We start from the raw sequence: 12,856 nt of genomic DNA, 5'->3' as shown, positions 1-12,856 counted from the left end.
TTTTCTCCAGTGGACCCATGCTAGTTTTTACTACGTGATCAAATCCTAGTTCTCTTCGCTTTCCAATTCGTCGATCAATGTTTCAAAGGTAGCTTCTACAGCATCCCATTCAGCATCATCTTCAATCGGCTCAAGAATATCGCTTCCATCATAGCGCAAGAAATGAACTTCATATTCCTCGTCATCTTCCTGATCAACCGGAACTAAAACTAAATAATTACGGTCTTCCACTTCTAGGATGTACATAATGCGGAAATCACGGGTAGCTGAATCGTCTTCTCCTTCCTCCACCAATGCGATCACGTCGCCTACTTCATAGTCATTTTGCATGTCTTCACTCATTGTTTTCACCTCGAATTAGCATCCAAATACCCCTGAAGGATGAGTACGGCTGCCATTTTATCAATCACTTTCTTGCGCTTTTGGCGACTCACATCAGCCGATATTAACATTTTCTCCGCTGCCATCGTCGTCAATCGCTCATCCCAGAGATGAACGGGCAACCCTGTCCGCTCCTTCAGTTGCTCAGCAAAAGCTTGACAGTATTCACCCTTAGGGCCAATCGTGCCATTCATATTCTTCGGCAGACCGACCACAAATGCTTGTACTTGGTACGTCGCAATCCATTCTTCGATACGCCCAAAATCATTTTCTTTGGACGAGCGTCTAATCGTTTCGATTCCTTGAGCGGTCCAACCTAGCTCATCGCTTATTGCGACGCCTATGGTCTTTTCACCCACATCCAATCCAAGTATTCGCATAATTATCTCCTATGATGTTATGAACCTTTTGGTGACAAGTAAGCTTTCACCATTTCTTCAATTAGCTTGTCGCGTTCAATTTTACCAATCAAACTGCGAGCATTGTTATGGCGAGGAATAAATGCAGGATCTCCTGATAATAGGTATCCTACAATCTGTGTAATCGGATTATAGCCTTTTTCTTGTAGAGCGCTGTATACTTCTTCCAAAGTGGCACGTACTTCAGCTTCACTTGCTTCCTTTGGTGCGCTAAACTTCATGGTATTGTCCATAGACATAGCCTAACACCTCGCTTTATTTAAAAATGAGCCTATTATAAGTATATAATGAGGAACTCACTTTTCGTGTTTATCGGAAAGGCAAAGGATTCACCCGCAAAGCGAATGAATCCAGTTCACCTTGTTACTTTATATTGTAGACGTTTTACCTACTGGTTTGCAACCGCCTGTCCTTCGACTACACTTGCAACAATAGAAAGTGCTTCGCCTAACTTAGCAGGTTCCTTACCACCCGCTTGTGCCATATCAGGGCGACCGCCACCGCCACCGCCGCAACGTGTAGCAACTTCCTTGACGATTTTACCAGCATGGAATCCTTGACTCATCAAGTCTTTGGTCACACCAGCTACAATGTTTACCTTATCGCCTTCAACCGAACCAAGGACAATTACAGCAGAGCCTAGTTTATTTTTAAGCTCATCGACCATACCGCGAAGGTTGTCCATATCCGTTGCAGATACTTGAGTAGCCAAAAGCTTTACGCCCTTAATTTCTTGTACCTGCTCTGTGAGAGTTCCTGCTTCAATATTGCCCAATTTTGTACGTAGTGACTCAGCTTCGCGCTGTGATTCCTTCAATTGAGCTAACACGCCTTCTACGCGAGCAGGAGTTTCATGCAACTGTGGTGACTTAACCGCTTGTGCCACTTCTTTTAGTGTGGTTAGCTGTTGATTTAAATATTGATAAGCACCGCGACCTGTCACTGCTTCAATACGTCGTGTGCCAGCCCCAATGCCGCTCTCGCTTAAAATTTTAAAGAGACCGATCTCTGCTGTATTTCCTACATGGCAACCACCGCACAGCTCAATGCTGAAGCCCTCAACATTAACTACGCGCACAATGTCTCCATACTTTTCGCCAAAGAGCGCCATCGCACCCAATTCTTTGGCCTCAGCAATCTTCATGTTCGAAATGCTTACAGCTAAGTTACTCCAAATTTGCTCATTCACGATTTGTTCGATACGCTCCAGCTCTTCCGCTGTAATGGAGCTGATATGTGTAAAGTCAAAGCGAAGTCGCTCAGGAGATACCAAAGAACCTGCTTGATTGACATGTGTTCCTAGAACATCTTTTAGAGCTTGGTGCAACAAATGCGTTGCTGTATGATTTTTAATCGTAGCGTTGCGTCCTTGTTGGTCTACCTCAGCCGCAATCTGATCTCCTACATGTAACGTACCGGCTTCAATTAGTACCTGATGAACGTTTTGACCATGAGGCCCTTTTTGTACGTCAATCACGCGTGCTTTAACCGTATCTGCTGTCAAAGTTCCCTCATCATTAATCTGCCCGCCGCTCTCTGCGTAGAAAGGTGTACGATCGAGTACCACTTGGCAGGTAACACCCTCTTGTGCTTCTTTTACAAGCTGATTGTCAATAATAATTGCCTCAACTTTAGCGTCAGTAGACAATGTTGTATACCCGATAAATTCACTTGCTACTGTTAATTCCGACAATGCCCCGCCCTGCGTCTGCATGCTGTCTACATCCTGACGAGCTGCACGAGCGCGTTCACGTTGCTCCTCCATTGCCTGTTCGAAGCCATCGCGGTCAACAGAAAGACCATGCTCCATTGCGAAATCCTCTGTCAAGTCAACCGGGAAGCCGTATGTGTCGTACAATTTAAAGGTATCCTGACCGCTTAGCTGGTTGCCACCAGAAGCCTTTGTAGCTGTTACCATACCCTCTAAAATGGACAAGCCTTCCTCCAATGTTTCATGGAAGCGTTCTTCCTCAGCACGAATTACACGTTCGATAAAGTCACGCTTTTGAACCACTTCTGGGTAAAATTCTCCCATCATATCGCCAACTGTTTTGGTCAATGTGTACAAGAATGGCTTCTGAATTCCAAGCATTTTACCCATGCGAACAGCACGGCGAAGCAATCGACGAAGCACGTAACCGCGGCCTTCATTCGAAGGCAAAGCCCCATCTCCAATAGCAAACGTAACTGTACGCACGTGATCTGCAATTACTTTTAGTGCTACATCCAGCTCATCATTGGTTTTGTAAGCTACACCTGAAATTTGGCTCGTCTGTTCAATTAACGGGAATAACAGGTCTGTTTCATAGTTGTTATCAACATTTTGGATAATAGAAACCATACGCTCCAAGCCCATACCTGTATCAATATTTTTCTTAGGCAATGGAGTATAAGTACCATCAGGATTATGGTTAAATTGGGAGAATACTAGATTCCATACTTCTAAATAACGTTCATTCTCCCCACCAGGATATAATTCTGGATCGCTTGGGTCATTCCCAAATGCTTCACCGCGATCATAGAAAATCTCCGTGTTCGGACCGCTCGGACCTTCTCCGATATCCCAGAAGTTACCCTCTAAACGAATAATTCTCTCTTCTGGTATGCCAATTTCCTTATTCCAAATTTCAAATGCTTCATCATCTTCAGGATGTATGGTAACCGACAATTTTTCTGGGTCAAAACCAATCCATTCAGGACTTGTCAAGAACTCCCATGCCCAATGAATGGATTCCACTTTAAAATAGTCCCCGATAGAGAAGTTACCCAGCATCTCAAAGAAGGTGTGATGACGCGCTGTACGTCCTACGTTTTCAATGTCATTTGTACGAATGGATTTTTGGGCATTCGTAATGCGTGGATTCTCAGGGATAATTCGTCCATCAAAATATTTCTTTAACGTAGCTACCCCACTGTTAATCCACAACAAAGATGGGTCATCCACCGGTACTAAAGATGCGCTTGGTTCAATTCGATGTCCTTTGCTCACAAAGAAATCTAAATACATTTGACGAACCTGATTACCTGTCAACTTCTTCATGCTGTTTTCCTCCTTTATTTTTCAACACGAGGGAATGACCAACTTCTTTTTCATTCGGTCCACCATCGTCTTTGTATACATTTGCTTACCTTTAGAAGACAAATAAAAAAAGCCCTCATCCCCTCAGGGACGAGAGCTATTGTCTCGCGGTACCACCCTGCTTACAGAACTCTCTATTCTCCAACACTGAAACAGCGCTTTTCTTATGAGAGAATCTGTCGCTTTCATGACCATAACGGGGTCCTGCCGCCGGTTTTTTCCGGTCTTCGGAGTAGCCTTCGGTTGTCCTTCTTTTGGATGCTCTTTCAGCCAGGGAGCGTCCTCTCTTGGAAAAGGGTGCAACCTACTCGTTCCATCAACGATCTAGTCGCTATATAATTGGTTTTAGTGAATAACGTTTCAACGTCATTATAGTGTTTTTTTCTAAGTCATGTCAACTTTGAGTTCGAATCAAAATAACGCGTTGAATGATCACTTTTAGTACAGCGAGTACGGGTACAGCCAAGATCATCCCGACCACTCCCGCGATCGCTTCCCCTGCAAGCAAAGCAAAAATAATCGTGAGCGGATGAAGATGAAGTGTTTTTCCGACAATATTGGGCGAAATGATATTCCCTTCAATGATTTGTATGACTAAGTTTATTCCTATAACAAATAAGGCTTGTTTAGTAGAAATCGTAAGGGCAATCAGCAACGCAGGCACAGCACCAATCAAGGGACCAATAAAGGGAATGATGTTGGTTAAAGCCACAAAGCAAGCTAAGACAAATGGATAGGGCATCTTAATTGCCCAATATCCAATAAAAACCAGCACTCCTACTATGAGAGACACAACCATTTGTCCATGAATATATTTTCCCAGTGAATCGTTAATATCTCGTAAGGCTACTTGGGTTTGTTGACGGAACCTCCGCGGGACCCATAAGATCAGACTCCGATGAATTTCTTTCATATCTTTTAATAGATAAAATGCAATAAAGGGAACAACCGCATACCCCAGCACCTTTCCCAGCGTTTTTTTAGCGCCATCCACAAACGAAGAGATATCCCGCGACATTTTTTCCTGCGATTGAATGATAGCCCGATCGACACCATGCTGGATACTATCCGGCAAGAAATATTTATGTGCCTCCCACTCCTGTATCCATGTCTCATACCAGCTCGTTAAACGGGGCAGATCGTCTGATAGTTCTATCATTTGTTTCGTAAAAACCGGAATTGCATTTATCACAGTAATGACTACTAGCAGTACGAACCCCAAATAAATCAAAAGAAGAGCCGCTAAGCGCGGTACCTTCCTTTTTTCTAAACTCGCAACGACAGGATGCAGCAAATAAGCTATAATAAGCCCCGCAAAAAATGGAAGAGTTACCTCTTCAATCAAAAAATACAGAGGCTTCAATGCAGGGCGCAGCAACACAAAAAGATTAGCTATAATTAGCAATAAGATAATTGACACAGCGATATGATAAAAACGATAGCGTTTTTGTTGCGGTGTTGGCTGTTTTGTCAGTTGTTCCATGGCATATCCCCCATATCCTCGCTAAAAACTCCTTTTGGTAGGATGTGCGAAACAGAGAGGAAAAATGCGGGAGTGCTGTTATTTGAATCCAAAATAAAGCAACCTGCTCCATCTAAGGAAACAGGTTGCTTTTCATTCTTTTTTCTATGGGTAAAACTCTACTGCCACACATTGCATGCATTCCAGTTTGAATAGAGGATTAACGTGCGAACGAACGCTTCACAAAACGACCTAGTCTCTGAATATCTCGCTGGGAAAACTTCATTTTTCCCCATCCGCTAAAGAATTTTTGACTCCGCTTAGACCTCATCAAATATCCAATAGCAGCTACGATCCCACTCATGATCAAAGTTCGAAAAATTCCGCGTCTCATTTAGCAGCCTCCTTCAGATTCTAATGGGGTAAGATTGAGGTGTTACGCTTGCGCTCTTAGCTCTTGGTCATCTAAGAACAAGTCATTTAACGATTCTAATGAACCGTCTTCTTCTACCTGATAAATAGAAGAAATCTGGTCTCCAGACATACTCATCTCAACATAACAATTCCAGCAGTAGTACTGATTCGTTCCAATTTTACCAATATCTTTTGATGAACAATTGGGGCACGTCATCATGCAAATTAACCTCCTAAACGCTAATGCGCCTTAAATCCGGTGTGCATGGGGATAATAAGGTGTTCGTTTCCGATTGATACAGGCGATGCCGCATTGATTCGCTTGCGTCCTTCGGTAATATCGGCAATCCAACCGTCCGATAACTCGTACCCTACCATCCTTTCCCAGTCAACGGAAAAATAAACATCTTCCACTTTTCCTAGCCAAGCACCGGTCTCTGTTACAGCTTGTTTTCCTTTTAGTGCATGCTCACCTGTAAATAGGCAGAACATTTGATTCGTATCTAGATGGCGCATTGAGGTCACAACGTGCTTGTCCTCTACAGTGATGAAATCGTCCCCGATTGTACCGATATGGTTGGAATGAATATAGCGTCCCTGCTGGAACCAGCCTGCTTCTTGCAAAACCAGACCAATGACTTGCAAGTGAAGATCACAGAGGATATCTCGGACAATCCCAATTTCTTCGCCGGTGTTCATGGCCAAAACTGGCAAGCCTACTACGTCCAATGCTCTCTTCATGGGCATCTCCTCCCGCTATGTTAGTATTGCGGTTGAGATGACCTTATATCCTGCCAAAACTGTTCCACCTAAACCAAACCTTCCTTTATCCGTACAAACGTAGCCGATCTTGCAAGTAGCTATAACGAATTCCTTCCTCATCATTTTGCACCGCAATGCGAAAAGCATCTGGATCGCCACACATTAGCAAAAATGACTTGCTACGTGTTACACCCGTGTAAATTAATTTTCTGCGTAACATACGATAATAGTTACGCACTAAAGGTAAAATAACAATTGGAAATTCACTGCCTTGTGATTTGTGCACCGAGCAACAGTAAGCCAGAGTAAGCTGGTGATACTGTGATCGACGATATACAACCTCTCGTCCTTCAAAGGACACCACTAGCTGCTCTTCATTTTCCTCATTTTCTGTAGGACGAAATATAGCAACGACTTCACCCATGTCTCCGTTGAATACCTGCTCGTCCGCATTATTTACCAATTGAAGTACCTTGTCTTTTACCCGAAAAACCGTTTCACCAAAGGTTACCTCCCGCTTCTGATCCGAAGGCGGGTTGAATAGAAGCTGCAGCTCTTCATTGATGTGATTTACACCAGCTACCCCTTTGTATACGGGGGCAAGAACCTGTATATCTTTTGCTGTATATCCTTTATTTACGGAACTGGAGCAGATTTGTTTCACAACTTCAACAACATTTTGTGGCGAAGTTGTGAAAAATCTCCGATCCTGGGTTGGAGCAAGTAAATCTTGTGGTACTTTTCCCGCCCGAATGTCATGAGCTAATCGAATAATGGAGGATTCCTCTGCCTGCCGATAAATCTCCGTCAATTGGACAACCGGAATCACATTGGACTCCAGCATATCAAACAAAACATTTCCTGGACCTACAGAAGGCAATTGATCAGGGTCTCCTACCATCACAACATTTATATCCTTCGGGAGACAGCGGAATAACTGATTGGCTAGCCAAACGTCTACCATCGACATTTCATCAATAATAATCATTTTGCCGCGAACCGGGTTATCTTGATCGTGTTCAAAGCTCTCACCTTTCCAACCAAGAAGACGATGAATCGTCATCGCTGGCAATCCTGTTGTCTCAGACATACGCTTTGCTGCCCTACCAGTAGGAGCTACCAGTAAAATAGGAAAAGGATTATCTTGTGTGTCATATTTCTTCATGTCCAAACTAATTCCCTGCAAATTTGCAAAAACATGGCAAATTCCCCTAATGACTGTTGTTTTACCCGTACCAGGTCCTCCAGTCAGTAGCATTAGTCCCGAATCCATTGCTTTTTCTACTGCTTCTCTCTGTTTAGATGCATAGCTAATCCCCAATTCTTCCTCTACTTTTCCGATCGCTTGGTAAAACTCAGATGCCGGATAGCTATCAGGATTTTCTCTTGAGGCAAAATAATGAAGTCGTTTGGCCAGACCAATCTCTGCAAAAAACAAGGACGGAAGATAAACACGCTCTTCCTCCCAGTGTACTTTGTTATCCATTACTAATTGTTCAATCGCGCCCTTTACATCCTCTGCCTCGAAAACGTGTCCGCCGCATTCCGTTAATAGCGAAATCGCCCGCGCGATTAATTCTTCATGGGGAAAATATACATGCCCCTCACTATAACCGGCTTCTTGTAAAACATACAGGCATGCTGCCATCACTCGTTCCTGGGACGAGGCCGCAATTCCTGTGGATAGGGCAATCTCGTCTGCACGTTTAAACCCGATGCCTTGCACATCCTCAATCAGCTTATATGGAGTTTCTGTCAATACAGTCATGGTATTATGCTTATAGGCTTGATAAATACGTAAAGCTAAATGAACGCCAATTCCAAATTCGTATAAGAAAACCATGGTACGTTCTAAAGATTGATGCTCTAGGACGGATTCATAGATTTGCTTAGCGCGTTTAGGAGAGATCCCTGGAATAGCGGCTAAATCGTCAGGATTTTCAGCAATGATGGTAAGTGCATCGACTCCTAAATGTTCCACGATCCGCTTTGCTAGCTTTTTACCAATCCCACTAAAAAGTCCACTTGCTAAATACTTTTCAACACCCGATTTGGTTTTTGGTGTTTCACGCTCGTAACGTTCAGCCACATACTGCTTTCCGTATTTAGGATGATCTTTCCACTCACCATAAAAGGTATACGTCTCATCCTCGTGAGGACGCGGAAAATGCCCTACAACAATGACTTCTTTATCTTTAATCGGTTCCGTTGTCTCTTCCACTTTAAAACGAATGATGGCATACCAGTTCTCTTCGTTATAAAAAATTTCGTGTTTTACTTGTCCTCGGATAAAGGTCTCACGAAACAACGGGAGCGCCTGTTGTTGCACGGTAGTACGCCTCCTTTTTTCTATAAAGCCTTGGCTTTGGAAGACTTCTGGGCCCAGCAAAGCCTTAGCTCGAACTGCTTTATTAAGCTTTTTATAAGTAAAGATTCATCGTAAAAAAAATTCCACTATCCGATGTGATAGTGGATGTGTGCTACTTTATTGTACTTTGCTGAAAAGGGTTTTGACAACTTGATTCGAACAAGCGTTCCAAACCTTTCACAACTAATTAAGCTGATAACAAACCGTATATTTATTCTTTATTTTACTAAGCGCTTTACGATCTGTACAATTTTTTGAGCTGCTGTTATTACTTCTTCTGTTGTGTTGGCCATGCCAAAACTAAAGCGAATTGCTGTATTTGAGCGCTCCTTGGGCAAATTCATAGCTGTAAGCACATGAGATATCTCCAACGAGCCTGATGTACACGCAGAACCACTTGCTGCTGCAATACCAACCAAATCTAGATTAAACAGCATTGTCTCCGTATTTACCCCTAAAAAACTAACATTTAAAATATGGGGCAAAAATTGTTCCTCATGACCATTTACCTCAAAAGCAATACCTGCTTCCCTAAAAACCTGTAGCATAGCTTCACGCATATCTAAATATTTTTGTCGACGCTCTTCCCTGTCGGAACGCATTAGCTCGATTGCTTGAGCAAACCCTACAATACCAGCGAGATTTTCAGTCCCCGCCCGTCGCTTACGTTCCTGTGCTCCCCCGTGTAAATACGGAGTAATTGTCGTTTTACGTCCCATGCACAACGCACCAACACCTTTTGGTCCATTGATTTTATGGGCAGATAACGAAATTAAATCGACAGGTAGCTCATTTGCTTTAATGCGCAATAAACCAAAGGCTTGTACACAATCTGAATGAAATAGAATTCCTTGCTCCTGTAAAAAGCTCCCGATTTCTTGAATGGGTTGAATTGTCCCAACCTCATTGTTTCCATACATAATAGAAACCAAAATGGTATCGGGACAAATCGCTTTTTTAACATCGTCTAGGCTAACCATTCCCGTTTTATCCACTGGTAAATACGTTACTTCAAATCCCATTCGCTCTAAATGCTCACAAGCATGCAATACCGCATGATGCTCGATCTGAGTTGTAATAATATGCTTACCTTTTTGTTCATTAGCAAGCGCTCCACCGATCAATGCCATATTATCAGCTTCTGTTCCGCCACTAGTAAAAATGATTTGACTGGGATCAGCCCCGAGAAAGTCTGCGATTGTTTCCCGTGCTTTTTCCAATGCTTTACGTGCTTCACGGCCAAACCCATGAATACTGGATGGATTTCCATATACCTCAGAGAAATATGGTTGCATGGCCGTTATCACTTGTGGATGAACAGGAGTCGTTGCTGCATTATCCAAATAAATGTGTGAGTTCATGTTCTAATCCCCTACTTTGTAATCTAACAATCTAAATGTAGAACATATAATTATCAGTGCGTCCATCATCTTGATAATTGATGAGGTCCCGCAATGTAGTGGAGTCAATTACAGACGTTATACTATCTCGAATGCGCAACCATAGATAACGTTTTGCCGGGTCCTCTTCCTCCGCAAACTCCACAGGACTAATTGGACCTTCTAGCACTCGTAAAATATCTCCCGATGTAATATCATCAGGTGATTTGGAGAGCACGTAGCCACCATAAGCCCCTCGGATGCTTTTTACTAACCCTGCATTTCGCAGGGGAGCGATTAATTGCTCTAAATAATGCTCAGATAATTCATGCCTCTGAGCAATGCTTTTCAATGAAATAGGGCCGTCCCCATGGCGGGTGGCTAGCTCCATCATAATCGTTAAGCCGTAGCGTCCCTTAGTCGAAATTTTCAACGTTAACAACTCTCCTCTATGTTTCACTGTACGTCTCTGACAAACTTCCCTGAATTTGTAGCACATGAGTTGCTTGCTTTCGGTCAAAATATGGTCAGGGAGGTGAGCTTATATGGCAACCAATAAGCGTTCCGAACGTGGACGAAACCATCCATCTGACGTTCTTTATGAAGTACCAGCCGGAACCATTGCTCACAAAGCAAGATTTGGTGCAAGCAAAATCAGCAAGCAACCAAATGAGAACGGAGATTTACCGAATAAACCGGGCGGAAATGTACGGACGTAAAAACAATAAGAATGAATTGGCCTTCTTTTGCCTTACTAAAGCTTTGTACTTTCCCGACAGATTCCTTTATCATTATTTTTTTGGAAAAATATTCGTTCCTACATGTAATGTAGTATTTTAACGCCCATAGTCATGTACTATGTAAGAAACCCTTCTCGCATGCTATTACTTCGATTTCTCTTGCTCAGAGGGTCGAAGTTCTTCTTTTTCTTCAAAACAAAGAATGATCAGTACGCTCTAGTTGTTTTTTATTACGATAAATATAAACTTTTCCCAAAAGAATGTAAAGGCATCGGAATAATAGGGGTTAGTTCCGAGATGCTTGACGCTTTTGAATTTCTGCCTCATATCCTATCGGCTTAGGCTCATAAAATTTCTCTTCTACACCCTCAGGCAAATAGCGCTGTTTCACATAGCCTTCGGGATAATTATGCGGATATAGATACCCTTCCCCGTGCCCCAACCTAGCAGCCCCTTTATAATGGCGATCCCGTAAGTGAACAGGTACAGGCTTATGCCCCTCTTTTTGGACATGCATAAGCGCTTGATTAATGCCCATGTAAGCTGCATTGCTTTTCGGAGCAGTTGCAAGATAGGTAGTGGCTTGTCCCAAAGCAATGCGCCCCTCTGGCATACCAATTAATTCAAGAGCCTGAAAGCAAGATACGGCAACGGATAAAGCTTGAGGATCAGCATTACCGATATCCTCTGATGCAGAGATTATTAAGCGGCGTGCTATAAAGCGCGGATCTTCCCCTGCATCAATCATCCTTGCTAACCAGTACAATGCGCCATCTGGATCGGACCCTCTAATAGACTTAATAAAGGCAGAAACAGTATCGTAATGATTATCTCCACTTTTATCGTAGCGGACAGCTCTACGCTGGATTGATTCTACGGCCACATCCAACGTAATGACAATCTCTCCTGCTTCATTTAGTGGTGTAGTCGTTGCTGCTAATTCCAATGCATTTAATAAGCGACGAGCGTCTCCTTCTGCATAGTGCTTAAGATGTTCCTTGGCTTCTGGTGTCATTTTAACCCGTAATTCTCCCAGCCCTTCAAGCTCATCCGTTAAAGCTCTATCAATAACTTGCCCCAAATCCTCATCTGTTAGGGATTGCAAGGAAAAAATTTGTGAACGAGAGAGCAACGCTGCATTGACTTCGAAAAAAGGATTTTCTGTTGTTGCTCCAATCAAAATGACCGTTCCCTCCTCTACATAGGGCAACAGCGCATCCTGTTGAGATTTATTAAAACGGTGGATCTCATCAATAAATAACGTAGTACGCTGGTTATTCATTACTAAGCGATCCTTCGCTTCCTCTACGATACGGCGAATGTCTGCTACTCCTGCAGTAACCGCATTTAATTCACTGAAATGCGATTTAGTTGTACGCGCTATGACTTTTGCTAAGGTTGTTTTTCCTGTGCCTGGGGGCCCGTAGAAAATTAAAGAAGAGATTTGATCCGCTTCAATAGCTCTTCGAAGCAGTGATCCTTTAGCCAATATATGTTGTTGGCCAACTACTTCATCTAGGTTTTTTGGTCTCATTCGTGCCGCAAGCGGCTTGGTGCGCCCTTTGGAATCTTCCTGTTCATGGGCGAAAGAAAATAAATCCATCCTTCTCAACCCCAATCTGGTTTCTTCAAACGATTTGCAACTATAATCTGTCTTTTGTTACCATAACCTTAAACTATCATCCTGTTCATTTTACTTAGAAAACCAAGCTACGCCAAGTTTCGAAAAGCTAAGTAACAAGGCAAGCTGATTGCTTACTACCATCAATCAAATCATTATCTTATAGATCACAATTGCTTCAAGACATAAAAGAGAGCTTTCCTTCGGGTAAAGAAAGTAGCGCAGAAAAGC

At 42.9% G+C, this 12,856-nt stretch carries 13 protein-coding genes; 1 reads left to right on the top strand and 12 read right to left on the bottom strand.

Features of this window, described 5'->3' with window-relative positions:
* Nucleotides 1-45 precede the first annotated feature (45 nt).
* The 11 genes from GOP56_RS22415 to cymR form a co-directional block, all read right to left on the bottom strand.
* On the bottom strand, nt 46-342 hold the full coding sequence (locus GOP56_RS22415; protein WP_003338314.1) for a DUF1292 domain-containing protein: 297 nt from the start codon (nt 340-342) through the stop codon (nt 46-48).
* A gap of 5 nt (nt 343-347) precedes the next feature.
* Nucleotides 348-761 (bottom strand): Holliday junction resolvase RuvX, encoded by a 414-nt coding sequence (gene ruvX / locus GOP56_RS22410; RefSeq protein ID WP_003338315.1) that lies wholly within the window; start codon nt 759-761, stop codon nt 348-350.
* A 17-nt stretch (nt 762-778) separates the two neighbouring features.
* Nucleotides 779-1,039: an IreB family regulatory phosphoprotein gene (locus GOP56_RS22405; RefSeq protein ID WP_003338316.1), complete on the bottom strand. Its 261-nt coding sequence runs from the start codon at nt 1,037-1,039 to the stop codon at nt 779-781.
* Nucleotides 1,040-1,188: 149 nt separating this feature from the next.
* On the bottom strand, nt 1,189-3,840 hold the full coding sequence (gene alaS, locus GOP56_RS22400) for an alanine--tRNA ligase (protein WP_163246677.1): 2,652 nt from the start codon (nt 3,838-3,840) through the stop codon (nt 1,189-1,191).
* Nucleotides 3,841-4,273: 433 nt separating this feature from the next.
* The gene (locus tag GOP56_RS22395; RefSeq protein ID WP_163246676.1) at nt 4,274-5,362 is read right to left on the bottom strand and encodes an AI-2E family transporter; all 1,089 of its coding nucleotides are present in this window, start codon (nt 5,360-5,362) and stop codon (nt 4,274-4,276) included.
* A 199-nt stretch (nt 5,363-5,561) separates the two neighbouring features.
* Nucleotides 5,562-5,735, bottom strand: a complete 174-nt coding sequence (locus GOP56_RS23530) for a hypothetical protein (RefSeq protein ID WP_162988319.1) — start codon at nt 5,733-5,735, stop codon at nt 5,562-5,564.
* A 42-nt stretch (nt 5,736-5,777) separates the two neighbouring features.
* Complete coding sequence (locus GOP56_RS22390) at nt 5,778-5,975, bottom strand: hypothetical protein (protein ID WP_003345362.1); 198 nt, start codon at nt 5,973-5,975, stop codon at nt 5,778-5,780.
* A 20-nt stretch (nt 5,976-5,995) separates the two neighbouring features.
* Entirely contained in the window at nt 5,996-6,496 is a 501-nt protein-coding gene (locus GOP56_RS22385) for a PRC-barrel domain-containing protein (RefSeq protein ID WP_003345359.1), read from the bottom strand.
* An 85-nt stretch (nt 6,497-6,581) separates the two neighbouring features.
* Nucleotides 6,582-8,846 carry an SF1B family DNA helicase RecD2 gene (locus GOP56_RS22380; protein WP_096887001.1) on the bottom strand — a complete coding sequence of 755 codons (2,265 nt, stop codon included), beginning with the start codon at nt 8,844-8,846 and terminating at the stop codon, nt 6,582-6,584.
* A 257-nt stretch (nt 8,847-9,103) separates the two neighbouring features.
* Nucleotides 9,104-10,246 (bottom strand): cysteine desulfurase family protein, encoded by a 1,143-nt coding sequence (locus tag GOP56_RS22375; RefSeq protein ID WP_163246675.1) that lies wholly within the window; start codon nt 10,244-10,246, stop codon nt 9,104-9,106.
* Between the two features lie 31 nt (nt 10,247-10,277).
* Nucleotides 10,278-10,697, bottom strand: a complete 420-nt coding sequence (gene cymR / locus GOP56_RS22370; RefSeq protein ID WP_003338326.1) for a cysteine metabolism transcriptional regulator CymR — start codon at nt 10,695-10,697, stop codon at nt 10,278-10,280.
* Between the two features lie 112 nt (nt 10,698-10,809).
* Here cymR and GOP56_RS23525 point away from each other — a divergent pair, with 112 nt between their 5' ends.
* Entirely contained in the window at nt 10,810-10,983 is a 174-nt protein-coding gene (locus GOP56_RS23525) for a hypothetical protein (RefSeq protein ID WP_003338327.1), read from the top strand.
* A 307-nt stretch (nt 10,984-11,290) separates the two neighbouring features.
* Here GOP56_RS23525 and GOP56_RS22365 read toward each other — a convergent pair whose 3' ends face one another.
* Nucleotides 11,291-12,607 (bottom strand): replication-associated recombination protein A, encoded by a 1,317-nt coding sequence (locus tag GOP56_RS22365; RefSeq protein WP_163246674.1) that lies wholly within the window; start codon nt 12,605-12,607, stop codon nt 11,291-11,293.
* Between the last annotated feature and the right edge of the window lie 249 nt (nt 12,608-12,856).

It is taken from the genome of Brevibacillus sp. 7WMA2 (genome assembly GCF_010748895.1).
GTDB classification, from domain to species: Bacteria; Bacillota; Bacilli; order Brevibacillales; family Brevibacillaceae; genus Brevibacillus_B; species Brevibacillus_B halotolerans.
The sequence above is the reverse complement of the archived record's forward strand: the minus strand, read 5'-3'. Positions and strand labels throughout refer to the sequence as shown.